This window comes from Brevundimonas sp. DS20 (assembly GCF_001310255.1).
GTDB lineage: Bacteria > Pseudomonadota > Alphaproteobacteria > Caulobacterales > Caulobacteraceae > Brevundimonas > Brevundimonas aurantiaca.
Window position 1 is genome coordinate 2,675,050 of sequence record NZ_CP012897.1, and the last position, 24,253, is coordinate 2,699,302.

General features: G+C 66.8%; 23 protein-coding genes and 3 tRNA genes. 3 read left to right on the forward strand and 23 right to left on the reverse strand.

Features of this window, described 5'->3' with window-relative positions; all coding sequences use genetic code 11:
- The 6 genes from gspD to JL11_RS13155 form a co-directional block, all read right to left on the reverse strand.
- Entirely contained in the window at positions 1-2,154 is a 2,154-nt protein-coding gene (gene gspD / locus JL11_RS13130) for a type II secretion system secretin GspD (protein WP_054766048.1), read from the reverse strand.
- Positions 2,151-3,002 (reverse strand): type II secretion system protein N, encoded by an 852-nt coding sequence (locus tag JL11_RS13135; RefSeq protein ID WP_054766979.1) that lies wholly within the window; start codon positions 3,000-3,002, stop codon positions 2,151-2,153. The genes gspD and JL11_RS13135 overlap by 4 nt, the downstream gene beginning before the upstream one ends.
- 189 nt (positions 3,003-3,191) lie before the next feature.
- On the reverse strand, positions 3,192-5,834 hold the full coding sequence (locus JL11_RS13140; RefSeq protein WP_054766980.1) for a TonB-dependent receptor domain-containing protein: 2,643 nt from the start codon (positions 5,832-5,834) through the stop codon (positions 3,192-3,194).
- A gap of 78 nt (positions 5,835-5,912) precedes the next feature.
- A complete protein-coding gene (locus JL11_RS13145) occupies positions 5,913-7,430 on the reverse strand; it encodes a hypothetical protein (RefSeq protein ID WP_227975963.1) in 1,518 nt (505 codons plus the stop codon).
- Between the two features lie 475 nt (positions 7,431-7,905).
- Positions 7,906-8,421 carry a hypothetical protein gene (locus tag JL11_RS13150; RefSeq protein ID WP_054766050.1) on the reverse strand — a complete coding sequence of 172 codons (516 nt, stop codon included), beginning with the start codon at positions 8,419-8,421 and terminating at the stop codon, positions 7,906-7,908.
- The gene (locus tag JL11_RS13155; RefSeq protein ID WP_054766051.1) at positions 8,421-9,389 is read right to left on the reverse strand and encodes a M20/M25/M40 family metallo-hydrolase; all 969 of its coding nucleotides are present in this window, start codon (positions 9,387-9,389) and stop codon (positions 8,421-8,423) included. Before JL11_RS13155 ends, JL11_RS13150 begins: the two co-directional genes overlap by 1 nt.
- 117 nt (positions 9,390-9,506) lie before the next feature.
- On the opposite strand from JL11_RS13155, the gene ligA reads away from it, so the two are divergent.
- Together ligA and JL11_RS13165 are read left to right on the forward strand one after the other, a co-directional pair.
- Positions 9,507-11,840 (forward strand): NAD-dependent DNA ligase LigA, encoded by a 2,334-nt coding sequence (gene ligA, locus JL11_RS13160; protein WP_054766052.1) that lies wholly within the window; start codon positions 9,507-9,509, stop codon positions 11,838-11,840.
- 175 nt (positions 11,841-12,015) lie between these two features.
- The gene (locus JL11_RS13165) at positions 12,016-12,438 is read left to right on the forward strand and encodes a DUF2147 domain-containing protein (protein WP_054766053.1); all 423 of its coding nucleotides are present in this window, start codon (positions 12,016-12,018) and stop codon (positions 12,436-12,438) included.
- A gap of 78 nt (positions 12,439-12,516) precedes the next feature.
- Here the strand turns inward: JL11_RS13165 and JL11_RS13170 are convergent, their stop codons facing one another.
- From JL11_RS13170 to JL11_RS13230, 14 genes are all read right to left on the reverse strand, one after another.
- Positions 12,517-13,503, reverse strand: coding sequence for an aldo/keto reductase (locus tag JL11_RS13170; protein ID WP_054766054.1), 987 nt, complete (start codon positions 13,501-13,503; stop codon positions 12,517-12,519).
- A gap of 110 nt (positions 13,504-13,613) precedes the next feature.
- Positions 13,614-13,690: transfer RNA gene (locus tag JL11_RS13175), tRNA-His, on the reverse strand.
- A gap of 137 nt (positions 13,691-13,827) precedes the next feature.
- Positions 13,828-14,457 (reverse strand): energy transducer TonB, encoded by a 630-nt coding sequence (locus JL11_RS18145; protein WP_261338991.1) that lies wholly within the window; start codon positions 14,455-14,457, stop codon positions 13,828-13,830.
- Between the two features lie 98 nt (positions 14,458-14,555).
- The gene (locus tag JL11_RS13185) at positions 14,556-14,990 is read right to left on the reverse strand and encodes a biopolymer transporter ExbD (RefSeq protein ID WP_054766056.1); all 435 of its coding nucleotides are present in this window, start codon (positions 14,988-14,990) and stop codon (positions 14,556-14,558) included.
- Positions 14,991-14,995: 5 nt separating this feature from the next.
- Positions 14,996-15,883, reverse strand: a complete 888-nt coding sequence (exbB, locus tag JL11_RS13190; RefSeq protein ID WP_054766057.1) for a tonB-system energizer ExbB — start codon at positions 15,881-15,883, stop codon at positions 14,996-14,998.
- A gap of 535 nt (positions 15,884-16,418) precedes the next feature.
- A tRNA-Phe gene (locus tag JL11_RS13195) sits at positions 16,419-16,494 on the reverse strand.
- 63 nt (positions 16,495-16,557) lie between these two features.
- Complete coding sequence (locus JL11_RS17280) at positions 16,558-16,722, reverse strand: DNA gyrase inhibitor YacG (RefSeq protein WP_082382714.1); 165 nt, start codon at positions 16,720-16,722, stop codon at positions 16,558-16,560.
- A gap of 3 nt (positions 16,723-16,725) precedes the next feature.
- Positions 16,726-17,757, reverse strand: a complete 1,032-nt coding sequence (locus JL11_RS13200; protein WP_054766058.1) for a ribonuclease E/G — start codon at positions 17,755-17,757, stop codon at positions 16,726-16,728.
- Positions 17,754-18,335 carry a Maf family protein gene (locus JL11_RS13205; protein ID WP_054766059.1) on the reverse strand — a complete coding sequence of 194 codons (582 nt, stop codon included), beginning with the start codon at positions 18,333-18,335 and terminating at the stop codon, positions 17,754-17,756. The genes JL11_RS13200 and JL11_RS13205 overlap by 4 nt, the downstream gene beginning before the upstream one ends.
- A gap of 17 nt (positions 18,336-18,352) precedes the next feature.
- Positions 18,353-18,571, reverse strand: a complete 219-nt coding sequence (gene infA, locus JL11_RS13210; RefSeq protein ID WP_008261544.1) for a translation initiation factor IF-1 — start codon at positions 18,569-18,571, stop codon at positions 18,353-18,355.
- 103 nt (positions 18,572-18,674) lie between these two features.
- Positions 18,675-19,142: a UPF0262 family protein gene (locus tag JL11_RS13215; protein WP_054766060.1), complete on the reverse strand. Its 468-nt coding sequence runs from the start codon at positions 19,140-19,142 to the stop codon at positions 18,675-18,677.
- Positions 19,139-19,624 carry a DUF2948 family protein gene (locus JL11_RS13220; protein ID WP_054766061.1) on the reverse strand — a complete coding sequence of 162 codons (486 nt, stop codon included), beginning with the start codon at positions 19,622-19,624 and terminating at the stop codon, positions 19,139-19,141. Before JL11_RS13220 ends, JL11_RS13215 begins: the two co-directional genes overlap by 4 nt.
- Positions 19,624-20,916 carry a UDP-N-acetylglucosamine 1-carboxyvinyltransferase gene (gene murA, locus JL11_RS13225; protein WP_054766062.1) on the reverse strand — a complete coding sequence of 431 codons (1,293 nt, stop codon included), beginning with the start codon at positions 20,914-20,916 and terminating at the stop codon, positions 19,624-19,626. Before murA ends, JL11_RS13220 begins: the two co-directional genes overlap by 1 nt.
- A gap of 103 nt (positions 20,917-21,019) precedes the next feature.
- Positions 21,020-21,217 (reverse strand): hypothetical protein, encoded by a 198-nt coding sequence (locus JL11_RS13230; RefSeq protein WP_054766063.1) that lies wholly within the window; start codon positions 21,215-21,217, stop codon positions 21,020-21,022.
- A 110-nt stretch (positions 21,218-21,327) separates the two neighbouring features.
- Here JL11_RS13230 and JL11_RS13235 point away from each other — a divergent pair.
- Positions 21,328-21,402: transfer RNA gene (locus JL11_RS13235), tRNA-Thr, on the forward strand.
- Positions 21,403-21,463: 61 nt separating this feature from the next.
- Here the strand turns inward: JL11_RS13235 and JL11_RS13240 are convergent.
- From JL11_RS13240 to JL11_RS13250, 3 genes are all read right to left on the reverse strand, one after another.
- Positions 21,464-22,060 carry a hypothetical protein gene (locus JL11_RS13240; protein ID WP_231681308.1) on the reverse strand — a complete coding sequence of 199 codons (597 nt, stop codon included), beginning with the start codon at positions 22,058-22,060 and terminating at the stop codon, positions 21,464-21,466.
- Between the two features lie 47 nt (positions 22,061-22,107).
- A complete protein-coding gene (gene msrB / locus JL11_RS13245; RefSeq protein ID WP_054766064.1) occupies positions 22,108-22,608 on the reverse strand; it encodes a peptide-methionine (R)-S-oxide reductase MsrB in 501 nt (166 codons plus the stop codon).
- A 74-nt stretch (positions 22,609-22,682) separates the two neighbouring features.
- Positions 22,683-24,167 carry a hypothetical protein gene (locus JL11_RS13250; protein WP_054766065.1) on the reverse strand — a complete coding sequence of 495 codons (1,485 nt, stop codon included), beginning with the start codon at positions 24,165-24,167 and terminating at the stop codon, positions 22,683-22,685.
- Positions 24,168-24,253 lie beyond the last annotated feature (86 nt).

Here is a 24,253-nt window from a genome sequence, read left to right on the forward strand (position 1 = left end):
TCAATATCCCGCCGACGGCAGGGGCGCGGCCTCGACCGGGGCCACAGGCGCGGTCACGCCGGTGGGCGCGATCACCATCGGCTCGCCCGTCGCCGGGGCGGCCGGAGCCTGGGTCCGCATATAGTCCCGCACCAGAGCGTCCAGGCTGGGCTCGCGATCCGGCTGAACCGCCTGCTGCTGGTCGCGGATATAGCCCCAACGGTCGGCAGCCAACCCTTGGGCCTCTTCGCGGGTGCGGATGATGGTGGGGCGCAGGAACACCATCAGATTGGTTCGGCCGCGCTGACGGCTGTTCGAGCGGAACAGGGCCCCGACTCCCGGCAGGTCGCCCAGACCGGGGATCTTGTCCGCCTGAATGATGTCGTTCTGGTCCAGCAGCCCCCCGGCCACCGCAATGTCGCCGTCATCGACGACAAGGGTCGTCTGCAGCTCGCGCTTGTCGAACACCAAATCCGTCGTGCTGCTGGTCAGGCCGCCATTGATGGCCGACACCTCCTGACGCAGCGTCAGGGTGATGGAGCCCCCGGCGTTGATCTGAGGTTTGACTGTCAACCGCACCCCGATGTCCTTGCGGTCGGTGGTGGTGAAGGGGTTGGAGTTTCCGTCCAGCAGGGTCTGGCCCGTGGTGATCGGCACCTCCTGTCCGACCAGGAAGGTGGCCTCTTCGTTGTCCAGCGTCATGATGGACGGGGTCTGGAGCAGGTTGGAGCCCTTGTCGGTCTTGGCCGCATTGATGATGAAGCCGAACAGGCCGTCTCCGACCTCGAACCCGCCGCCGCCGACGAAGCCGTTGGCGCCCACCAGACTGTTCAAGGCCAGGGTCTGCAGCTGTTCGCGCAGAGGATCGTCCTCGTCCAGCTGCCCCGCATAGGCGCCGCCGGCCATTTTCACCAGCGGGGTGGCGTTGTCAGTATAGTTGGTCAGGCCGACGCCGTTCTCACCGCCGTACAGCCACTGGACGCCCAGTTCGCGCACGGCGTTGTCGCTCAGCTCGACCACAATGGCCTCGATCAGCACCTGCTGGCGGCGCACGTCCAGGCGACGGATGACGTCGGCCAAGGTGCGCTGCATGTCGGCCGGCCCGGAAATCACCAGGGCGTTGGCGCCGGGGAAGCGGGCGATGGTGGCGCGCTGGCCGGTGGCGGTGACGGAGGACGAGCCGATGGCGCCGCCCTCGGCGTCTCCGCTCCCCAAGCTGGCGGCGGCGCGCGACAGGCCGCTGGAGGCGCTGGTCGTCGATCCGGTCGCGGCGGTGCGCAAGCCCTGGCTCGTGCTGTTGGAGGCCGTCACGGGCTGGCCCACCACCTGTTGCAACACCGGCAGAAGCTGCTCGGCGTTGGCGTGTTCCAGGAAAACGACGTTCACATCCTGGTTCGCCCTCGACCGGCCGTCCAGGTCATGGATCAGGCCGCGCACCCGCGCCAGGGCCTGGCCGTCGCCGCGCAGGACGATGGAGTTGGAGCTTTCGACCGGCGTGACCGTCACCATGCCCTGCCCGCCCCCGGGCGCGGCCATCACCTGTTGCAGCACCCCGGCGATCTCGCGCGCGGAGGCGTTCTCCAGGGCGACCACCTCATAGCTGGACCGATCCACGTCGATCCGGCCGATCAGCGAGCGGATGCGCGCCAGATTGTCCGAGAAATCGGCCACCACCACGCTGTTGGCGCCCGGATTGGCCAGAACCTGGCCCTGAGCCCCGACCAGGGGCCGAATAGTCTCCGCAGCCGAGGCCGCGTCAATGTTGCGCAGTTGGAAGACCTCGGTCGAGAACCGCTCGGCCCCGACGGTGGACGGTCCCTGGGCCGCGCCCTGGGCGGGACTAATCCGATAGGCGCCTGACTGGGTCGGCGTCACCACCAGGCCGTTGGCCCGCAGGGTGGACAAAAAGACTTCAAACAGTTGGGCCCGACCCAGCGGGCGCTCACTGGTCACCGTCACCGTACCGGTCACGGCCGGGTCGACGATGAAGGTGCGGCCGGTGGTGCGGGCCACGTCCTGGATGAAGGCGCGAATGTCGGCGCCCTGGACGTTCAGGGTCTGGCGCGCCTCCTGGGCCAGGACCGGCGAGGCCGCGACCGGCGCCTGAAAAGCCAGAACCAGGGCCAGCGCCCCGACGCCGGAGCGCATCAGCCGGTGGCGCAGAGAGACGGTCATGGTCGCGTCCTTATGGTGGTGGTGCGGGTCTGCCCCCCGCGCTCATACTGGATTTCGGCAGAGGAAGCGTCGGCCAGCTGACTTCTCAGGGCGCCGACCGCTTGAGGGCTGTTCAGGGCCACGCCGTTGACCGACAGAATGACGTCGCCCGCCTGAAGACCCGCGCTGCGAAGCTCCGACCCGTCTCCGGCGGACGAGACGGTCAGGCCTTTGACGCCCAGCCCCTGCAGCCTTGGGCGCAAAGCGGCCTGAGCGATCAGGCGTTGGGGATTGACGACTGCGGCTGCGGCCGCGTTCGAGGCGGGGGAAGCGGCGGGCGGGGTCACGATCTGGGGGGTCGAGGGCGGCGGCGGGGGCGACGCGGCCCCGGCAGGCGCATCCGTAAACTCCAACCGGGTCAGGGACTGGCCCCGCGCCAGGGTCACGAAGTCGGGAGCGACAGACTGCAACACCAGTCCGGGCTCGACCTCCTCTCCGACGCCGACGGAAATCTGACGCCCGTCAGCCAGGCCTATGATGGCCGAGCCGCCGCCCACGCCGCCCGCGCGGACGCCGAACAGACGCATCTGACTGGCCTCCGCGCCCGAGGCGCCGGCCAGGGCCCCCTGCCCTCCGGTGCGGAAGAAGGCGTCAAACCGCGACAGTATGCTGACGTCGACAGGCCTAGCCGCGGCGGCGGCGGCCGGCGCCTCAGCCTGGGGCCTGGGCGCGGCGAACAGCCAGATCAGACGGCCGGCCTGCACCAGCAGCAGGGCGATCAGAAGGAGTTCCACGAGGCGGCGCAGCGGCAGACGACGCCCCCTGTCCAGGGCGGCGGAGAGGCTGAGGTTGCGGATGTCAGCAATCACGACGCCAAGCCCGTGCCGGCCCCCGACGGCCGCGAATGGCGTGTAGAACAATCGTCCGTATGCGGGCCTCACCGAAGTGTGAAGACGCGGATAACTTCTCGTGACAGTTCCACTGTGTACGGACATTTAGATCGAAACGGCCGGGAGGCGTTCGCCTCCCGGCCGTCGATGGCTTGCGGTTCTGACAGATCAGAAGCGCGCGGTCAGGCTCACCGAGGCGCTCTGACCCAGGTCATAGTTGTTGACCCGGATCTTGGCGCCCCGCTCCTGGTACTCGTCGAAGTCGGTTCCCAGCAGGTTCCGCAGTTCCAGGGCGAAGCCGATGTCGCGGTCCATGACGGTGAAGTCCTTGCGATACACGAAGTCGAGGAAGACGCCCGGCTCCTGGATGAAGTCCGGTTCGCGGCTCGAACCGATGCCGGCGCCGCGGGCGGTGATGCGATCGCTGACATAGTTGAGGATGATCGTCGCCTGCGACCGGGCCGTATCGTCTTCCCAACCCAGTTGCAGATTGGCGACGTGATCCGACTGGCCTTGCAGACGGCTGCCGTCCTGAATGAAGAAGGAAGCCTGTTCCGGCGTACCGGCGCCGCCCAGGGTCAGCACCGTATCGCCCGAGCTCACCTTCACCTCAGAGTCGGAGTAGGTGTAATTGGCCTGGACCAACCAACGCTTGTTGGCGATGAAGGCCATGGGCTGGTCGGGGAACTCGAAATACTTCTTCACCTCGACCTCGGCGCCCATGATGGTCGCCTTGGGCGCGTTCAGGAAGGACTGCTGGCGCTGGTTGCCGACGTCGACGATGACGGATTCAACCGGCTTGTCCATGTCCTTGTAGAAGACGCCGGCCGTGATGAACTGCTGGCGGGCAAAGTACCATTCATACCGCGCGTCGAGGTTCAGCAGTTCGGTGTCCACCAGGTAGGGGTTGCCGATGAAGATGCGGTCGCTTTCCGGATCGGTATAGGCCTGGGGGGCCAGTTCGCGGAACTGCGGGCGACCGATCGTCTTGGACGCGCCGAACCGCAGTTGCTGATCCTCAGCGAAGTTCCACGTGGCCGTGAAGGAGGGCAGCCAATACTGTTCCTCGATTTCGGTGGCCTTATAGGTCGAGGCGCCGCCGAAAACGTCGCGCGGGGTGACGCTCTGTTGGCCGTCCTCGAAGCGGACGCCTACCGTCGTGCGAACCAGCGGGATGATCTCCGCATCAATCATCGCATAGGCCGCATTGACCTGAAGCTCGGCGTCATAGGCGCTGGCGCCGTTGCTGCCGGCGATTTCACGCAGCTGCAGCGTGTTCGGATTGATGTTGTAGTCCGAGAACAGATAATCGACCCGCGCGTGACGCTGACTGTCGGTCAGTCCGTTGACGGCTTCGAACTGCAGATCGTGGCGGGCGGCTTCGCGATTGTTGTCGAACGAGGCCACGCCGGCGCTGATGATCGCCTCGCGGATCGAGGACAGCGGCAGGGTGTAGGCCACATCCACGCCGCCCGAGACGATGTCGTCGTCCAGTTCGCTGAACGAGATCAGATTGCCCTGGACGTTGTGGATGTAGTCGCCGGCGGCGTCCACGCCGTATTGGAACCGCGTTTCATAAGGCGCGTCCCGCGACGTCTTGGCGTAGGCGGCCCGCCAGTCGATCTCCAGTGCGCCGTCCATGAACTGGTGTTCGCCGGCCAGTTGGCTGGTGAACAGCTGGCGCACGAACCATTCCGTATAGTCGTTGCGTATGATGCTTTTACCAGCGTCGAAGTCCGGGCCGGCGACCGAACGGGCTTCCTTGGTGGTGTTGCGAACGTACAGGTTGGTCCACTTCAGCTCATGATCGATCGTCTTCAGCGACAGGCCGCCGAGCAGGTTCAACCGGATGTCGTTCTGATTCGATTCGACGTCACTGGAGGAAGCGACCTCCAGGGCGTCCCCCTGGAACTGACCTTCCTGCTGAACTCCCCGGCGTGCACGCCAGCTGTTGTCGTAGCCGGCGACCGCGATAAGGCCCAGCGTCCCCAGGCCGGTGTCCTGCGAGAACCCGCCGGCCAGCTCGACGCCGCCGTCGATCGGGGTCTTCTCGCGTTGCAGCAGGCGCAGCGGGGCGTTCTCCAACGACTGCCCCATGACCTGAAGCTGGGCGGCCGAGAAGTTGGCGGTGTTGATCTGCTTGCCTTGGTCGAAGGCGATGCGGATGGCGCCAGGGACGTCGCGGGTGTCGTCGTCGAAGCCGGTGAAGTCGGTGCGCGACCCGTAATAGATCAGGCTCTCCTTGCCGGTCGTTTCCGTGTTGCCGCCCAGCGACAGCTTCATGTTGAAGAAGGGCTCGTTCGGGGCGTCGATGGTGTGCAGATCGATCACACCGCCGCCGAACTCGCCGGGGAAGTTGGGCGAATAGGTCTTCTGGACCGTCACCCCGTCCAGAATGCTGGAGGGGAACAGGTCCAGGGGCACGACCCGTTGCAGCGGCTCGGGGCTGGGCAGGGGCGAACCGTTCAGCAGGGCCGACGAATAGCGCTCGCCCAGGCCGCGGACGTAGATGAACCGGCCCTCGACGATCGACAGGCCGGTGACGCGGGTCAGGGCGGCGGCGGCGTTGCTGTCGCCGGTGCGTTCCAGGTCTTCCGAGGTCAGGAAGGCGGCGACTTCGGAGCTTTCACGGTTGGGCTCGGGAATGTAGCGACCCAGGACGACGATTTCGCCGACGTCGGTCGCCTGTTCCTCGACCTGCTCGGCCGGGGTCTGCGTGGTCGGAGCCGTCTGGGCGAACGCCAGACCAGGCGCGATCAGCGCGCTGGTGGCGAGAAGGACCCCGCTCAGGGTCAGAGTAAGTCTATTCATGGTCTGCGCCTTGAAGGGGTCAGGAAACGCGAAGAACCGGCGGCGACCTTTCAAAGGCCGCCGCCGGCGCCGTCGTGATCAGCAGGGAGAGCCGGCCGTCAGGCCGCAGGTCCAACCCTGCCACCAGGTGTCCTGGGCGTTCCGCACAGCGCCGATGTAGTTCACGCTGTCGAAGAAGCTGTAGACCGTCTTCGGATCGATCGCCGTCACGGCGTTTTCGTTGGCGCCGTTGATGAAGGCCAGGTTCTGGTTGGCGATGGTCGTGCCGGAAGCCGGGGCCGTCAGGGTCGAAGTTCCCGCCGCCGTCACATTGGTGTTGCGGGCGTTGGTGAACACCGCCGTCGAGCGGGCGACGTTGGCCGGACGATAAGAGACCGAGCAGGACATGTAGATCGAGCGCAGCGAAGGCGAGGCATTGCCGTCGAAGCTGGTCTGGGTGTCGGCATCCTCAATATCGAAGCAGCCGGCGACCGAACCTGTCGTCGAGGTGGCGACGATGTTCATGAGCGTCGGCTGGGTGCCGGTGTCGAAGTGCATGACCGTGTGGACGTCACTGGCGGCGTTGCGGCCGACTAAAGTCCAGTTGGCGATCTTGGGTTGCGACAAATAACGCGCCGCATAGGCAGTGGTTTTGGGCGCCGAAGAGAATTCAAAGCCGGCCGACCGGCTGGTCGAGTTCGGCGCGCGCTGGGTCACGATGCCGAACTGGGCGCCGCCGCGCCAGCCGGTGTCGGTGTCCAGACCGTCGTCGTCGGCGCCGTTGATGACGATGTGCTTCAGGTTGGCATTGCCGCCGAAGATCTCGATGCCGTCGTCCGAGCTGTTGTACGACTGGATATATTCCAGGGTCGTGCCCGAGCCGACGCCGGCCAGGGTCAGGGCCTGGAGCTCGTTGCCGGTCGAGATTTCAAAGCCGGAATATTTGATCTGAACGTAGCGCAGACGGCCAGAGTTGTCGGTCGCCGTATTGCCGCCGTAGAAGGCGTTGGTGCCCTCGACCTGGCCGGTGCAGGTGACCGGCGCCGTCAGCTGGCAGTTGGCCTGGGGCGCGCGGCCGGCCAGGACGATCCCGCCCCACTGACCTTGCGAGGTCGCCGTGGCCGTGCCCTCGACGTCCTGGCGGCTGGTGAAGATGATCGGCTTGGTGGAGGTGCCCTCGGCGTAGATTTGTGAGCCGCGGTTGACCAGCAGATAGTCACCGCCGCTGGAGGCGAAGATCTTGACGCCCGGTTCGATGGTCAGGATGCCCTGCGTGCCCGTGGTCGAGGCGGGATCGATGCCGCGGTCGGTGCCCACCTCGGTGCGGCCGCTGATCGAATAGATGGTGCCGGCGCGGACGGCCAGGCTGAGGTTGCCCAGAATCTGCTGCGGCAGTTGGCAAACGCGCAGCGAGCCGTTGGCGATGGTGCCGACATTGGCCAGGCCGGTCGGGCAATCCGCAGCGGGCGTGCCGGGGGCCGGCGTGTTGCCGCCACCGTTGTTGCCGCCGTTGTTGCCGCCGTTGCCGAAGTTGCCTTCGCCGGGCGAAGCCACTTCCGCCGAGCCGCAGGCGGCGAGCGCGAGGGCGCTGGCCGCCGTCACGAGCAGGGTTTTCATCTGAAGGCCGGTCATCGTCAGTCCACCGTGTCTGGTCAAAGAGCTATGACAGGGGGCGCCCGAGCCCATGCCCGGCCGCAAAGACGTGATCGCCCCTCCTGCCCGAGTGGAGTCATTAGGGATGCTGTGTGAAGGCGCATGCGCTGTTGCGTGAAGCTTCAGCGGAGCTTTTGCTGCGGATTGCGATCCATTTTACGACAAACGATCTGCCTTCGGATCACTGGCTCTCGTCCAAGGCCCTGCGGCGGCGCGCCTTATTCGGTCTGGCCTTGACCCAATCTGGAAATCTATCTTAGGTTGCAACGTGTCGCGCGATCCCGAAATAAAATCCGGACCTCCACGTCCCGCGCAAGACCGGCGCGCCGCCGACCCAGGGCGGCGACGCGGGTCGATCATCTTGGCTGGCGCCGTCGGCGCCTTCATCTGGCTGACGATCGCCGGCGCGGCCTGGCTGGCGGCGCGGGCCCTCGGTTGATCAGTCGCCGTTCCACCACGTCAGGCTGACGGGGAACCGGCGATCGCCCACCTGAACGGCCCCGCTCATAACCGGCGTCTGGTCGCCCAGATTGCGTCTGGCGGTCGCCAGGGCGCCCTGGTCGATCCGCAGATCCAGACGCACCGCCTCTCCGCGCGCAGCGGTTCCCGTCATCCGCAGCCTATCGTCCGTGATCTCATAGGCCTGCAGCGACACCGGCGGCGAGCCGTCCGAGCCGGCGAGGGTCAGGATCAAAGGCGCGCCCGCCCGCGATCCCCGCTCCCACGCTTCAAAAGCCGCGATCTGGCCGACGAACAGCCCGGCCAACTCCCCCGGTGCAGCCCCGCCCCCAACCGGCCGATACTGGCCCGAGACGTCGCCGCTCAGATGGTGACGGAAGGCCGCCTCAACCGGCGCCCGCTCTGCGGTCTCCGTCCCCCGACGCACTCCGCCCTCCCGGCCTTCGCACGCCGCCAGGGCTGCAATACAGAGAAGAATCCCGCCCAGGCGCCGCATCAGCGATCCAACGACCGGTCCAGAGCCCGGAATCCGGCGATGGCCAGTTCGGTCGAGGCGGCGAAGACCTCCGGCTTGATCCGCTCGAAGTCGTCGCTGGGGCGATGATAGTCGGGGTGATAATCGACGCCCATATAGAGGAAGGGAACCCCGGCCTCATGGAAGGGGGCGTGATCGGAGGCGTCCACCCAATTGTCCTCTCCCTCGTCCTGCGGCGTGTCCTTGCCGAAGGCGAGGCGGACCGGCCCTACCGGGGCGATCGGCTCCAGGATCGGGCGTAGACTCGGATTCTGATAGGTCCCCGTGACCCATAGCCGCCCATCGGTCTCGGCCCGCGCCGTCATGTCGAAGTTCAGGTTCAGGGCGACGGCGGACAGGGGCATGGGGGGGGCCTTGACGAGCTCTTTCGCCCCCAGAAGCCCGCGCTCTTCCCCGTCGAAGAAGACGAGCAGAACGCTGTGCTCCGGCGCCTCGGCCTTCAGCCGCTTGGCCAGCTCCAGGGCGGTGGCGACGCCGGAGGCGTTGTCGTCGGCGCCGTTGTAGATTCGACCGCCGTGGACGCCGACGTGATCATAGTGGGCCGACACGACGATATAGCGGTCGCTGACCCGGCGGCCGGGGATCAGCCCCAGAATATTGACGCCGCGATAGGTCGTCGGCCCGTTGGGCGAGTCGCCCATGGCTTCGAACGGCTGCAGCCGCCCGAACGGCGCCGGCGCCACGTCCAGGGCCTCCAGCCGCGACACGAGATAGGCCCTGGCCCGCTCTCCGCCAGTCGAGCCGGTGTCGCGCCCCTCCATCTCGTCCGACGACAGGATCCGCACGTCCGCCAACAGCTGATCATAGACGGAGGCGAGCGGGGCGACCGGCTGGCCGGCCGGCGTCGCGGTCGGCGTGACACAGCCGGCCGCCCCAAGCGCGAGGCCCGCCGTCATGAGGGCGCTGACGAAAGAACGGACGGTCGGCATGGGCGGCTCCACGGGGTCGATAAGGCAACTTAGCGCGGCGCTGCGGCGCCGTCAGCCGCGTTGACGGGATGAACCTGACGCTGCGCATGCTTTGAAACAGATGATAGGGAGTTCGACATGTCCAGCGCGATTCCCGCCTTTCCGCCCGTCGAAGACCTGACCGCCGAGACGGCGGCTGAGGAGTTGGCCTGGCTGGCCGCCGAAATGGCTCGCCACGACGCCCTCTATAATGAAGCGACGCCCGAGATTTCCGACGCGGACTACGACGCCCTGCGCGCCCGGAATCTGGCGGTCGAGGCCGCCTTTCCCGATCTGGTCCGCCCCGACTCCCCGTCGAACAAGGTCGGCGCCGTCGCCTCCAGCCAGTTCGCCGAGGTGCGCCACGGCGTCCCCATGCTGTCGCTGGACAACGCCTTCGACGAGGGGGAGGTGCGCGACTTCGTCGCCCGCATCGCCCGCTTCCTGAAACTGCCGGCCGACGAACCCATCGCCTTCGTCGCCGAGCCCAAGATCGACGGCCTGTCCGCCAACCTCCTCTATGTGGACGGCCGGCTGACCCTCGGCGCCACGCGCGGCGACGGGCGCACGGGCGAGGACGTGACCGCCAATCTGAACACCATCGCCGATGTGAAACAGGCCCTGGCCGGCGACGACTGGCCCGACCGGATCGAGATCCGGGGCGAGGTTTACGCCCCCAATGACGCCTTCGCCGCCTTCAACGCCGCCGCCGAGGCCGAGGGCCGCCGCACCTACGCCAACCCCCGCAACTTCGCTGCGGGCTCCCTTCGCCAGAAGGACGCCCGGATCACGGGCAAAAGGCCGCTGAACTTCTTCGCCTACGCCTGGGGCGAACACTCCAGCGATTTCGCCGAGACCCAGTGGGAGGCCCTGCAAAAGCTCAAGGCCTGGGGCTTTCCCGTCAACGCCCGCTCGCGCCGGGTCGAGGGCGCCGAGGGCCTGATCGCCGTCTATCGCGAACTGGAACGCGACCGCGCGACCCTGGGCTATGACATCGACGGCGTGGTCTACAAGGTCGACCGCATCGACTGGCAACGTCGCCTGGGCTTCGTCGCCAGAAGCCCCCGCTGGGCCATCGCCCACAAATTCCCGGCGCAACAGGCGACCACGGTGCTGGAGGGGATCGACATCCAGGTCGGCCGCACCGGCTCCCTGACCCCCGTGGCCCGGCTCCACCCCGTCACCGTCGGCGGGGTCGTGGTCAGGAACGCCACCCTGCACAATGAAGACGAGATCGAACGTCTGGATGTCCGCGTCGGCGACACCGTCCGCCTGCAACGCGCCGGCGACGTCATTCCTCAGATTCTGGGCGTGGTCCCGGACCTGCGGCCCGCCGACGCCGTCCCCTATGTCTTCCCCGACAAATGCCCGGTCTGCGGCTCGGAGGCCGTGCGGGAGGGCGACGAGGTCAAGCGCCGCTGCACCGGCGGCCTGATCTGCGACGCCCAGATCGTCGAGCGGCTGAAGCATTTCGTCAGCCGCCGCGCCTTCGACATCGAAGGCCTGGGCGAGAAACAGCTGGTCGCCTTCCACGCCCGCGGCTGGATCAAGGAGCCCGCCGACATCTTCCGCCTGGCGCGCGATGCGGACCGGCTGAAGGAATTGGAGCGCGAAGATGGCTATGGCGAGACCAGCATCCGCAACCTGGTCGCCGGCATCGACGCCCGGCGCGTCATTGCGCTGGACCGGTTCCTGTTCGGCCTGGGCATACGCGACATCGGCGAACAGACCTCCATCGTCCTGGCTCGGGCCTTCGAAAGCTGGTCCGCGCTGAAGGCCGCCTGCGTCCAGGCCGCCTCGGGTGTGCCGTCCGACGCCTGGACCACGCTCGCCTCCGCCCACGCCATATCGCCCCGCGTCCTGACCCTGATGGCCGAGGCGACGCCCCCCGCCGTCGATCCCTGGCCCGAGGCGACGATGGACATGAAGATCAGTCAGGCCTTCCCCGGCATGGCCGCCCCGGCCCGCCGCTCGCTGGCGACGATGGTTCAGGACTGGTCCGGCCTGGTCGAACTGGCCCGCGTGGCGCGTGAGGAAGCCCCGTCCGAAATCCTGAACCAGATCGCCGGCGTCACCGGCGTCGGCCCCGTCGCGGCCCTGGCCCTGGCCCACTTCTTCCACGAGCCGCACAATCTTCAGGTCGTCGCCGCGCTCGAAGCCGAACTGACCCAGATCCTCGACGCCGAACGGCCCAAGTCCGACACCCCGGTCGCGGGAAAGACCGTCGTCTTCACCGGCGCCCTGGAACGCTTCACCCGCGACGAAGCCAAGGCCCGCGCCGAAAGCCTGGGCGCCAAGGTTTCAGGTTCCGTCTCGAAAAAGACCGACTACCTGGTCGCCGGCCCCGGCGCCGGGTCCAAGCTCAAGGACGCCGAAAAGCACGGGGTTCGGGTGCTGACCGAGGACGAGTGGCTGGCTCTGATCGGGGGATAGGTGGGGGCTTAGCCGGTCCGCGCGCGGAACGCCCGCTGCTCCAGCCGCCGAAAGCTTCCCTAAGGTCCGGTTTTTGTTGGCGATAAGGTGATCGGCAGAGCCTTGTTTTGATCCAAAACCGGGATCACCTTGCGCCCAACGGGCGGCGTCGCCGACCCGAACATAGGAAACGACGATGAAGACCAAGATCATGCTGGCCGCCGCCGCCCTGGCGACCGCCCTCGCCTCCCCCGCCCTGGCCGGCGATCCGACTGGCCTGTGGCAGACCCCCACCAATGGCGGCCAGGTGCGGATCAGCCGCTGCGGCCAGGCCCTGTGCGGGACGCTGGTGACGTCGAACCACATCCGCGCCGACCCCAATGTGCGCGACGAGCACAATCGCGACGCCAGCCTGCGGGGCCGGACCCTGCGCAATCTGCCCATGCTTTCGGGCTTTACCGGCGGCCCCACGGAATGGCGCAACGGCTCCGTCTATAATCCGGCTGACGGCCGCACCTATCGCGGCACCATCACCATGAACGGGGACAACAGCCTGAACCTGCGTGGCTGTGTCGTCGCTCCCCTGTGCAAGACCCAGACCTGGACCCGCATCCAGTAATCCTCTTCGGCGCAGAACAGCAAAGGCCCGGCCGGATCGCTCCGGCCGGGCCTTTTCATGGCGTTCAGAGCCAGAACCTCAGCGGTTCAGGGCCGCCCGCGCCGCCTCGGCGTAGCGATGGCCCACCGCCGCTCCCTTGGGGAAGACGGCGTCGATTCGCGCCAGATCCTGGGGCGTCAGCGCCAGGTCCACGGCGGCGACGTTCTGCTCCAGGGTCGCGACGCGGCGGGTGCCGGGAATGGGGATCAGATCGTCCCCCTGAGCCAGGACCCAGGCCAGGGCCAGTTGGGCGGCCGTGACGCCCCTGTCGGCCGCGATCGCCTTCACCGCCTCGACCAGATCCAGGTTCTTCTGGAAATTCTCGCCCATGAAGCGCGGATTGGTGCGGCGGAAGTCGTCGGGGGCCAGATCGTCCACCGACCTGATCTCGCCGGACAAGAAGCCCCGGCCCAGCGGGCTGTAGGGCACGAAACCGATCCCCAGCTCGCGCGTGACGGCGAACAGCTCGTCTTCGGGCTCGCGGCTCCACAACGAATACTCCGTCTGAAGCGCCGTGATCGGATGGGTGGCGTGGGCCTTGCGCAGGGTCTCAGGCGACGCCTCTGACAGCCCCAGGAAACGGACCTTGCCCTCGGTCACCAGCTCCGCCATCGCTCCGACCGTCTCTTCGATCGGCGTGTCGGGATCGACCCGGTGGAGATAGTAGAGATCGACGTGATCGACGCCCAGCCGCTGGAGACTGCCCTCAATGGCCCGGCGGACGTTGGCGGGGCTGCCGTCCACCATCAGCTTCGACCGGTCCGCGTTGTAATTGATGCCGAACTTGGTGGCGATAAAGGCTTGGTTGCGCCGATCCTTCAGCGCCTTGCCGAGGAGGATCTCGTTCGTATGGGGCCCATACATCTCGGCCGTATCGAACAGGGTCACGCCCAGGTCCAGGGCCCGGTGGATGACGGCGGTGGACTGGGCCTCGTCGGCGCCGCCGTAGAAGGCGCTCATGCCCATACAGCCCAGGCCGATGGCCGAGACTTCGGGTCCGCTTGGACCCAGTTTGCGCGTCTTCATCTGCGCTCTCCTGTCGATGTGGGGGATCGGCCCAAAAACGGAAAATGGAGGCCGACGATCAGGAGATGGGAGCTACAGGCCGGGGCATCAAGCCCGCCCGGCCTCTGCGATGGTACCGCCTCTCAGGCTTGAACTGAGGACCTCCGGTTCCACAAACCGGCGCTCTAACCAACTGAGCTAAGGCGGCCCGCGCATCGCGAGGCGCGTTCTCTACCGGTCCTGCGACAGGGGATCAAGCGGCTTGATGCGATTTCGTGGCGACGCGGGACAAAAGAAAACGCCCCGGAGATGGCTCTCCGGGGCGTCTGGTTCTGGCTGGCCAGCTTACTGAAGGCGGAAGCGAACCGTGAAGCGCGCTTGGCCGCCTTGGGCAACCCCGTCAACTGTGCCCGGCGAAAATCTCGCCGACCGCATTGAAGACAGGGCTTCACGACCGAAGCCCGCGCCAGCAGGCGTTTCGGAAACGATGCTGCAGTTCGTGGCCGACCCGTTGGCTTGAACCGAGCACAGCAACACGACCGTGCCTTCCTCAATCCCACGCTCTTGGGCTCGGGCGGGGAATTCAGGACGAGGCTGCCGCGACCAGCTGACACTGGTGATCGTCGAAGGCCGAACCGGCGCCGGCGGAGCCGGAGGCGGCGGCGGGCCGGGAACGACGACGGGCGGACCGGTGTACTCGACCCGATCTTCCTTCTTCGTCGGCGTGATGTTCACCGGCGGAGGCGGAACGATGTTCGGGACGGGCGCAGGCACGCGAACCTGAAGCTTCGGCGGCGGAGGCGTGTCCGTCGGCGGAGGCGGCGGCGGCGGAGGCGGCGGAGGCGGCGGGACCGGCTCGACCAACTCGACCTCGACGGACTCGTCGACGTAGTTGAACTCCTTGAGCTTAAACTTCGACTGCTGAAGGAAGAAGATCAGCAGGGCGAACAGGAGGGTGACGATCAGCAGGCACACGATCAGCACGGGGTAGGAAACCCCCATGAAGCCCTTGGCCTTGGGTACGTCGTAACGACTGCGATGATAAGTGACGTCTGTCATACTATCTCCGCCATCTAGCTCGTCGCCTGGTCTTCGCCGACCAGTGCAACGCTGTAGAAGCCGTTATCCTGCAAGGCGTTCATGACCTGCATGAAGTCGCCGTAGCGGGTGTTTTGGTCAGCCCGAATGAAGATCCGCTCATCGGCCGGGTTCCGGGAGCCGATCTGTTTCGTCAGATCTTCTCCCAGCGTTCCGATGCTGGTCTGGAAGTCGCCCACAAAGACGTCGCCGTCGTTCTGGATCGAAATATAGACCGGCTTGGGCGGGTTCGGGGCCGCCTTGGCGACGGCGATCGGCAACTCTACCGGCACCGACACGGATGCGAGCGGAGCCGCAACCATGAAGATGATGAGCAGGACGAGCATGATATCAACGAAAGGCGTGACGTTGATATCGCTGTTGGCCTCGACCTGGCTGCCGCCGCCGCCTGATTTAATCTTGGCGGCCATCCGTCTTACGCCCCCTTGTCGAGTTGACGCGAGATGCCGTTCAGCAGCTCAGCGGCGAAACCGTCGGCGCGGGTGCCGTAGGCGGCGATGCGGGTGTTGAAGTAGTTATAGAAGACCACGGCCGGGATAGCGGCGAACAGGCCGATACCGGTGGCCAGCAGGGCCTCGGCGATACCCGGAGCAACGACGGCCAGGTTGGTCGTGTTGGATTCCGCGATGCCGATGAAGGAGTTCATGATGCCGTAAACGGTGCCGAACAGACCGACGAACGGACCGGTCGAACCGACCGAGGCCAGGAACTGCTGACCGCCCGACAGGCGCTTGGCCAGGCCCGACTGAACGGCGGCGACGGCGGCGGTGGCGCGGCCCATGGCGTTGTCCAGGTGGTCGCCGGTGACCGAAAGGCCGGCTTGACGCGACATTTCGATTTCGTCGGTGGCGGCGGCGGCCATGTCGGCCAGCGGGTTGCCGTCATATTCTTCCTGGGTGGCGACGGCGCGCATGTCCGCGATGGTGCGGGCGCCGCGGAAGTTTTCCAGGAAGTTGTCGGTCTTGCGGTTCAGGGCGCCGAACTCGAACAGCTTGATGAGCAGCAGGGTCCACGACAGGATCGAGGCCAGCAGCAGGCCGATCATCACGACCTTAACGATGATCGTGGCTTCCATGAACATGGAGATCGGGGTGATGCCGCCCGAATGACCGCCGCCGACGGATTCGCCGACGGTTGAGGGGTTGGCCGCATCGGCGGCCGGAGCCATGGCCGTCGGGGCTTCGGCGGGCGCGGCGGCCGGGGTCGGCTCGGCCGGGGCCTGGGCCAGAACCGGCGAGCTCGCCATCAGGACGGCCGCGCCGGCCGCGGCGAGAAGGATGTTCGTCTTTTTGCTGTTCAGCATAGTTCGCCAGTTCCTGCTTGGTCTGACTCGTGGAACCAAAGGTGCGGCCGTGTCAAAGGGCCGCCCCCCAACCTGAAATGTTTCCTTCAGAGGCCATGTCCCTGCGGGATCGCCGGCCGCTGAATTCTTGGATGGAGACATATGCGGTCGCCCGTACTGCCTCCGATGTTCGAACCGCGGGAGAACACGCCTCCTAGAATCCGTTTGACGCCTTAATGGGAGGGCGTCCCAACCCCTTTGACGAACCCTTACCGGAGCGTCAAGGGACAACAGCCGGATTTCGCCCTTGGGGAGAAGGTTCATGAGAATCTCGCCCTTTTGTCGCGCCCAGAATGGCGCAGCACGACATTTTTGTGATGCTAATCTGTAGATTAGGGGAAGCTTGTTCGAAAACGCGCCTCCGCGCAGTTTTTAACTCTTTCAGCAGCCTTCCGTAGGTCATCCGCCCCACGAGTCGCCGATTGCACGCGATGATCGCACGCATGAAGGCGCTTGCCGGGAAAAGATATGAAGTCTGGGAGCCCCAAAGGGAAAATGGTGCCTGGAGGCGGATTCGAACCACCGACACGCGGATTTTCAATCCGCTGCTCTACCAACTGAGCTATCCAGGCGCCGACGCGGCGTCGCGAGAGGCGGGTCTATAGGCGACACTTTTCGCACTGTCCAGCGCCGTTTCAGTCCTTTTCGTCATCCTCCTTCAGCCCCTCTTCCAAGGGAACCGGAATGACGTAAGCCCCACTGAACCAGCGTTGCAGATCCACCTCTGAACAGCGGCGCGAGCAGAAGGGCCGATATTTGGGATCGGCCTCGGCCTTTCGGCAAATGGGACAGGCGCTCATGGTTCAGCCTTCTTCTATATGGCCCCGGCCGGGCGGCAGTGCGTCGTCGGACCGCAGGCCGGCCCTCGGCCCCAGCCGGGCGATCAGGGGCGCGGCCAAGGCGGCTTCCTCGGGCGCGCAGCGGACGCTCAGCCTCGGCGTCGTCGTTTCGCTCAGCAGCCGCCGACGCAGCGCCCGAACCAGGGCCAGGGCGCGCGTGGCGACCGACGGTCCGCCGCCGTCGAACAGTCGTTCCTCGACCGGCGTCATGCGCCAGGGCAGCGACATCTGCAGCAGGCCGAACCGGCTGATCGGGCCGAAGACAGCCTGCGGTTCATGGGAAAAGGCGGCGCGGGCGATGCGGGCTTGAGCCTCCGCGTCCTGCCCGTCCCCAACCAGGTCGATGACCACCAGCCCGCCCCACTGTCTGAGACCGATCAGCCGCGCGGCCTGATGGAGCCCCTCTCGGTTGGCGGCCGCCCGCCCCTGCCGCGCGTCTCGACCGGGACTGGGCGCATAGTCGATGTCGACGGCCACCAGGGCGCGCGTCCTTTCCAAGGCGAGATCGACGCCATGGGCCGCGCTGCCCCACCGGGCGGCTAAGGCCTCTTCCTCCGCTTCCACCGCGGCGTCGATGGCGGCGACGCCCTCGATCAAGGGACTATTCGGAGCCAGGGCCTGGAGACGTTCCGCCACGCCGGGCGCGGCTTGCAGCAGACGCGGCGCGCCCTCCCCCGGCCCCAGACGACGCACGACCGGCCCCTTGCCGGCGCGGGGTTCGGCGATCACCACCACCTCCAACCGCTCGCCCTGATCGACGCGATCCTTCCGATTCAGCGGCAGGAAGGCCGGCGGGCCGGCGCCCAGGTCCATGAAGGCGCCGCGAAGGCCTGGAATGACGTCGGTCACACGGCCTACGGCCAGCGCGCCCAAACGGCACTGAGCGACGTCGTCGTCGCGATGGATGATCAGATGGGTGTAGCGGCCGTTCCGGGACGCCACGCCGCGGATTTCGCCAGGCGTGTCGTCGAGGAAGACCTCGACCGCGCCGCTCATGCGCGCCAGCCGACGCCGTGCAACAGTTGGACGGCTTCGTACAGGGGCAGCCCCATGACCGAGGGATGGCTGCCGACGATCCGCTGAACGAAGGCGCCGGCCGGGCCCTGGATGCCGTAGCCGCCGGCCTTGCCGCGCCAGTCGCCCGTCGCGACATAGGTCGCGATCTCATGATCGGACAGCGGTTTGAAGGTGACGCGGGTCTCATTGACCCGCACGGCCGTCCTGCCGTCGCGCACCACCGCCACCCCTGTGAAGACGCGATGGTTGCGCCCGGACAGCAGTTTGAGGAAACGTGCGGCCTCGGCCTCGTCCGCCGCCTTTTCAAGAAACCGACGACCGACCGCGACCACCGTGTCGGCGGCCAGAACGACGGCCTGGGGGCGACGCGAAGCGACCACCTGGGCCTTGGAGGTCGCCAGCCGCTCGGCCAGACGCGGCGGCGTCTCCCCCTTCAGCGGGGTTTCGTCGATATCGGCAGGGTCGATGTGATCCGGCTTGATTCCCACCTGCGCCAGCAATTCGATGCGGCGTGGGCTGGACGAGGCCAGCACAAGCTCCAGACGCCCTTCCGACACGAAAACGACGCCGCTCCTTATTTGAAGCGGTAGGTGATGCGACCCTTTGTCAGGTCGTAGGGGGTCATTTCCACCAGAACCTTGTCGCCCGCCAGCACGCGGATACGATTCTTGCGCATCTTGCCGGCGGTGTGGGCGATGATCTCGTGGTCGTTCTCGAGCGTCACGCGGAAGGTGGCGTTCGGCAGCAGTTCGCTGACGGTGCCGGGAAACTCGAGCAGTTCTTCCTTAGCCATGCGGCCTCTCGCGCCCGGTTGATATGCGTTCAGCCCCACGCCGGGCGGGCGCGAGGGGCGGAATGGAGGGGCCTAATGCCTCAAAACGGCAAGATAGTCGAGGTCAGCCGCGACGGTAGAGGGCGCACAGCAGGGTGAACAACCTTCGCGCCGTCTCCTGGTCGACTGCGATCTTGCCTTCCAGGCGGTTCATCAGCTGTTCCGCCCCTTCGTTATGCAGTCCCCTTCGACCCATATCGACAGATTCGATCTGGCTGGGCGAGGAGCCGCGCAGGGCTTCATAATAGCTGTCGCAGATCAGTAGATAGTCTTTGATGACGCCCTTCAGCGGCGTCAGGCTGATGGCGTAGGTGCGGGCGAAGGCCTCGCCCGTGACGTCGAACACCAGACGATTGTCCTGAAGCGACAGCTTCAGCCGGTAGGACCCGCCCTCTGCGCCGACGGGTTCGAAACTGTTTCGTTCGACCAGATCGAAGATGGCGACGCGCCGCTCGTGCTCGATCTCGGCCGTCGCCGCCGGCAGGGTGGCGGCGTCCAGCTCGACGGACGCCAGCTTGTGGGGGGCGCTCATACCGTCTTCCCTTCGTCCAGCCCTGCGTCGTCCAAATGTGTCGGCGCCATTCGGGCCGGCCAGCGCTCGGATATGTCAGTGACGACGGCGTCCAGGCATTCGACGTCGATTCTCAGATCACCGCCCCCGGCGAACATCAGTATGACCCGACCGCTCGGCGCCTCGGTCGGGATGAAGTCGAGCGCCAGCAGTTCCAGCGAGGCGTCCGGGTTGCGCGGCAACCGCCGGCTCTTTACCCCCATGACATCGCCGAACTGCATGGCGGACATGACGCGGGTTCCGCCGCATTCCCAACAGAAGCGGCTGAAGGCGATGGTCAGGGTGCGCGCGCCCTTTTCCCAGACGATGTCGATCGGCCGGAGTATGGCGTCCTGAAGGGCGGCCGAGATGATCTGCAGATCGTCGGCGTCCTCGGCCAGCAGACGCAGCGGTTCGACCGCCGTCTTGGCTTCGGACAGGGCGCCGTCGATCTCCGCTGTCATCACTCCATCCCTTCGCTGTGACCCTTGATCCGCCGAATCTCTGCGCCGCAGGCGCCGAGCTTTTGTTCCAAACGCTCGAACCCGCGATCCAGATGATAGACGCGACCGACGGTCGTTTCGCCTTCGGCGACCAGGCCGGCGATGATCAGGCACATCGAGGCGCGCAGATCGGTGGCCATGACCTGGGCGCCGTGCAGCGCCTCGACGCCGTGCACACGGGCCTCGCCCGCATGGACGGAGATGTCGGCGCCCAGCCGCGCCAGTTCCGGCACATGCATGAAGCGGTTCTCAAAGATCGTCTCCCGCACCGTGCTGACGCCCTCTGCCGTGGTCATCAGGGCCATGAACTGGGCCTGCAGATCGGTGGCGAAGCCCGGATAGATCGCCGTCTCGACATCGACCGCCTTCAACCGGACCTTGGGATCGCGCTTGATCAGAACGCCGTCTTCCGTCGGCGACACCTCGACTCCGGCCTCGATCATCTTGTCGGTCAGGGCGCCGATCAGATCAGCCCTGGCCTTGGTCAACCGGACCTCGCCCCCGGCCATGGCGGCGGCGACGGCGTAGGAGCCCATTTCGATACGGTCGGGAATCACCGACCAGGTCGTCCCGGTCAGGGACGAGACGCCGGTGATGGTCAGGACGTCGGTGTCGATCCCCTCGATCTTGGCGCCCATGGCGGTCAGACAGCGCGCCAGATCGCCGATCTCGGGTTCACGCGCGGCGCGACGCAGCACGGTCGTGCCCTGGGCCAGGACGGCGGCCAGCAGGGCGTGTTCGGTCGCCCCGACGGAGACGAACGGAAACTCGATCTCGGCGCCCTTCAGGCCGGACGGCGCCTTGGCGGTCACATAGCCTTCCTCCAGCTCGATCTCAGCGCCCAGGGCCGTGAGCGCCTGAAGATGCAGATCCACCGGGCGGGCGCCGATGGTGCAGCCGCCGGGCAGGGACACCTTGGCCTCGCCGGTCCGGGCCAAGAGCGGCCCCAGCACATTGAAGGAGGCCCGCATCTGCCGCACCAGATCATAGGGGGCGAAGGTCGATGTCAGGGTCTTGGCGTGGAACAGGCTCTCCTGCCCGTCGGCGCCGTCACGCTCGGTCGCCTCAATGCCGAACTGGCGCAGCAACTGACCCAAGAAGCGGGTGTCGGCCAGCCGCGGCATATTGGTCAGCAGCAGGGGTTGATCCGTCAGGATCGAGGCGGCCATCAGCTTGATGGCGGAATTCTTGGCGCCGCTGACGGGGATCTCCCCGAAGAGCTGAGCGCCGCCCTGAATGGCGATACTGTCCATGACGTCCTTGAAGCGCGCCCGAAGGAAACGCCTCGGGGGGAGGGTTCTCTAGCAAGCCGGCGCGCGCTTGCCAAAGGGCGGAGCGTCCGCCGGGCGATGACTTTCAGTTGCTGTCCTTGGGCGCCGCCGGGGTTCGGGCGGGCGCCTTGCGGCGTCGCAGGTTGGCGCGCAGGGCCGCCGCCAGGCGAATGGCGCGTTCGGCCTTGGCCCGCGCCGCCTCGGACGGCGCGCCGGCCTCTGGCGTCAAGCTGGGCGAGGTCTCGACGGGCGGGGTGTCGGTGTCGTGCGGCGGACGAGTCATGGGCTTAGAATGCCGTGATAACGGGGCTTGTCCAAACTTTCTTTCAGATCGTCAAAAAGCCGCTTCCCTCCCCCGAACGGTTTGGCTATACGGCCGCTTCCTCAGTCGGGGCCGCCGTAGCTCAGTGGTAGAGCGCATCCTTGGTAAGGCTGAGGTCGTGGGTTCGATTCCCCCCGGCGGCACCATCTGAGACGAAAAAGGCCCGGCGAAAGCCGGGCCTTTTGCTTGATGGAAGGCCGCGCCGCTTCAGTCCGAAGCCGTCGCGCCTCGCGGCCAAGCCGCGCCGTCTTCAGCGTCCCGGTCCTTGCTCCAGCTGAAGCCCATCGACAGGGACTTGCGGCTCGAATCGCCGCCGTAGCCGCGCACCCGGCCGTAAGGCGGATAGAAACCAGGCCCCCGAAGTCCATAGCCGTAAGCCTCATAGCCGTAGCCCCAGGGTTCGTTGCGCCCCTCGCGATAGGCCAGGTCCAGACGCCCGTTTTCGCCGATCGGCATCGAGACGGCGGCGCCATAGCTGCGATAGCCGCCGGTGCCGACGCCCGCCTCGACCATGCCGTGCATCTGGCGGTCGTCCATGGGGCCTTCAGGGAGGCGCTCCTGAAAATCCACGCCGGGGGTTCGGTTGCTGAGCCAGGCCTGGATCTGCTGTTCCGTCGTCATCCCATGGGGCTGAGCGTCCTGCGCGGTCGGCGCAGGCGCAGCGGCTTCCGGGGCGGCGGCCATGGCCTGGGCCAGGGTCGGGGCGTTGGTCGGGGCGGTCGCGACGACGCCGTCAGGATCGCCGTCCGCGCCTGCGCCCGAAGCTGCGAGCGCCAAGCTCGCCACAAGTCCTGCCATCAGCATGGGCCGTCTCCTTCCGCCTCATCCTAGCACGCCGATTGCGGCCATGGTCAGGCGTTTCCGTCGCCCCGTCGCAACGGGTCCGGCAAGGGTTCGCCTTCGGGCACGAAGGTCAGAGCGACCGAGTTGATGCAATAGCGGTTTCCCGTCGGCGGCGGGCCGTCGGGGAAGACGTGGCCCTGGTGGCTGCCGCAGCGGGCGCACAGGGTCTCGATGCGAATCATGCCGTAGCTGGTGTCGCGCACCTCATGGACGTGGGCCGGATCGACGGGTTCGGTGAAGCTGGGCCAGCCGGTTCCGCTTTCGAACTTGGTGCGGCTGCGGAACAGGGGCAGACCGCACTCCCGGCAACAGAAGACGCCCGCGCGTTTTTCGCCCAGCAGGGTTCCGCAGAACGGCGCCTCCGTGCCGTGGGACAGGAGGACGCGCTTCTCCTCGGGGTTCAGGTCCGCCTCCAGCCGGGCGCGTTCCTGATCATCGGGCGGCGTCAGATCATAGCCGGCCGAGGAGTGTCGGGGGGCTACGGAATCGGAAAGGTCGATGTCGGTCATGAGCCCGAAATAGGAAGGGGCGGGCCGAGGTTCCACCCCGACCCGCCCCCTTCAAACCCGATCGCCAGGACGTCCTATTGGAACAGGCTGGCGACCCAGGCGCGCACGGCCGTCTCGTCGGCCGCATCACCCGCGTAAACCAGACCCTGCGTCGGCGTGTACGGGGCGTCATTGCCGCGCTGGCGGGTGGTCCAGGCCTTATGGCCATAGGTCAGTTCCGCGTAGTTCGACGGCAGACGCAGCACGGTCGGCTCGATGAAGATGGTGTCCTCAGCCGTGGTTGATCCCGCCAGACGCACGTTCGGCAGGCGGGTCAGCAGATCCAGGGTGTCCAGGCAGCCCCCGCTGCAGCCGGCGTCCACCAGAACGACCACGGGTCCGGCGACCGGATTGGCCGCGCCGGTGTCCGGCACGGACGGACGACCCGGCATGGTGAAGGTCGCCTGATTGGCCGCCAGGGCCGAATCGAAGGCCGCCACGATGGCCTGGGTCTGGTCGATCACCGCGCTGGATTCCTGCACGAAGCGAGGATCGGCCTGCATGCGGCCCAGGGTGTCGACGAACCACTGGCGATTGGCCGGGGTGGCGCGATAGGTGATGGAGCCGGCTTCCGGCTGGCGGCTGACGGTGAACTCCGGCGTCCAGATGCGGTTGGCCAGGCCGTAGCCGCGGCTGGTGGCGTTCAGCGACGATCCGTTGGCGCCGCGCAGATCGATCACCACGCCCTGCGATCCGCGAATGGCCGGCAGTTGCGCCTCGACGGCGGCGAAGAAGGCGTCCCAGCCGGCGTCGTCGGCCAGACTGTGGACATGGACCCAGGGACGACCGTTGACGGTCTCGACGGCCAGCGGCGTCGCCGGCGGCATGTAGACGGTGGCGCGATAGGCGGCTTCCAGCGACGCCGCGTCGGCGGGTTGGGGCTGCATCTGGAACTCGCGGTCCCGGCGCCCGACCTTGAAGGTGCACAGCGACGGCACGCCGCCGGTGAAGGGGTTGTTGCGGTTCCACAGCAGATAGGGGGCGGTGCGGACGCGCCCGGCTTCCGTCGTCAGATCGCCTTCCCAACGGTCCAGCCGCTCTTCGGCCAGTTGAGCCGCAGTCTTGTCGCCGCACTTGACCAGGGTGGAGCCGACAGGCGGCAGGTTCCGAACGCCCGGCTTGACGTAGGAGACCACATATTCGCCGTTGCGCCAGGCCGTCGTCAGGCCCGGCCAGCCGATGGCGAAGAAGGGCCCCTGCCCTTCATAGGTCGGCCGGATCGCGGTGTTGGAATCGCGGAATCCGTTCGCATAGTAGCGCAACAGATAGGCGTGGCTGTCCCCGCTGTTGACGCGGCCGACGCGGCCCAGGGCGTCCTGATAACCGGCGTCGATCCAGTTTCGGAAGGCTTCGTCCGGCGCGCCGGGAATGACGGCGGCCGGATGGTTGGCGGCCAAGGCGTCGCGGGCGGCCTGAAGGTCTTGCTGGGCCAGTGCGCGGAAATCCTGGGCCGATGCGGCTCCAGCCGCCAGACTGAGGGACATGACGGCGGCCGAGGCGGCGGCGATCAAGCGGTTCATGGAGGCTCCTGGGCTCGGATTCTAAAGCGAGGTGGCGCCGTTAAACCTTATGGCCGCCGGGCTTGCCAACCCCCATCGGCGCCCTT

Coding starts and splice junctions, on each gene's coding strand:
- JL11_RS13200 (WP_054766058.1), bottom strand. CDS start 17,757: ATGAGCGGCGCGGTCGAGGTCTTCCTCGACGACACGCCTGGCGAAATC.
- JL11_RS13140 (WP_054766980.1), bottom strand. CDS start 5,834: ATGAATAGACTTACTCTGACCCTGAGCGGGGTCCTTCTCGCCACCAGC.
- msrB (WP_054766064.1), bottom strand. CDS start 22,608: ATGACCGACATCGACCTTTCCGATTCCGTAGCCCCCCGACACTCCTCG.
- JL11_RS13250 (WP_054766065.1), bottom strand. CDS start 24,167: ATGAACCGCTTGATCGCCGCCGCCTCGGCCGCCGTCATGTCCCTCAGT.
- JL11_RS13145 (WP_227975963.1), bottom strand. CDS start 7,430: ATGAAAACCCTGCTCGTGACGGCGGCCAGCGCCCTCGCGCTCGCCGCC.
- JL11_RS13220 (WP_054766061.1), bottom strand. CDS start 19,624: ATGACAGCGGAGATCGACGGCGCCCTGTCCGAAGCCAAGACGGCGGTC.
- JL11_RS13185 (WP_054766056.1), bottom strand. CDS start 14,990: ATGGCCGCCAAGATTAAATCAGGCGGCGGCGGCAGCCAGGTCGAGGCC.
- JL11_RS13155 (WP_054766051.1), bottom strand. CDS start 9,389: ATGCCGACCGTCCGTTCTTTCGTCAGCGCCCTCATGACGGCGGGCCTC.
- JL11_RS13230 (WP_054766063.1), bottom strand. CDS start 21,217: ATGACTCGTCCGCCGCACGACACCGACACCCCGCCCGTCGAGACCTCG.
- JL11_RS13170 (WP_054766054.1), bottom strand. CDS start 13,503: ATGAAGACGCGCAAACTGGGTCCAAGCGGACCCGAAGTCTCGGCCATC.
- exbB (WP_054766057.1), bottom strand. CDS start 15,883: ATGCTGAACAGCAAAAAGACGAACATCCTTCTCGCCGCGGCCGGCGCG.
- infA (WP_008261544.1), bottom strand. CDS start 18,571: ATGGCTAAGGAAGAACTGCTCGAGTTTCCCGGCACCGTCAGCGAACTG.
- ligA (WP_054766052.1), top strand. CDS start 9,507: ATGTCCAGCGCGATTCCCGCCTTTCCGCCCGTCGAAGACCTGACCGCC.
- JL11_RS13165 (WP_054766053.1), top strand. CDS start 12,016: ATGAAGACCAAGATCATGCTGGCCGCCGCCGCCCTGGCGACCGCCCTC.
- JL11_RS13215 (WP_054766060.1), bottom strand. CDS start 19,142: ATGAGCGCCCCCCACAAGCTGGCGTCCGTCGAGCTGGACGCCGCCACC.
- murA (WP_054766062.1), bottom strand. CDS start 20,916: ATGGACAGTATCGCCATTCAGGGCGGCGCTCAGCTCTTCGGGGAGATC.
- gspD (WP_054766048.1), bottom strand. CDS start 2,154: ATGACCGTCTCTCTGCGCCACCGGCTGATGCGCTCCGGCGTCGGGGCG.
- JL11_RS13240 (WP_231681308.1), bottom strand. CDS start 22,060: ATGCTGATGGCAGGACTTGTGGCGAGCTTGGCGCTCGCAGCTTCGGGC.
- JL11_RS17280 (WP_082382714.1), bottom strand. CDS start 16,722: ATGAGCGCCTGTCCCATTTGCCGAAAGGCCGAGGCCGATCCCAAATAT.
- JL11_RS13150 (WP_054766050.1), bottom strand. CDS start 8,421: ATGCGGCGCCTGGGCGGGATTCTTCTCTGTATTGCAGCCCTGGCGGCG.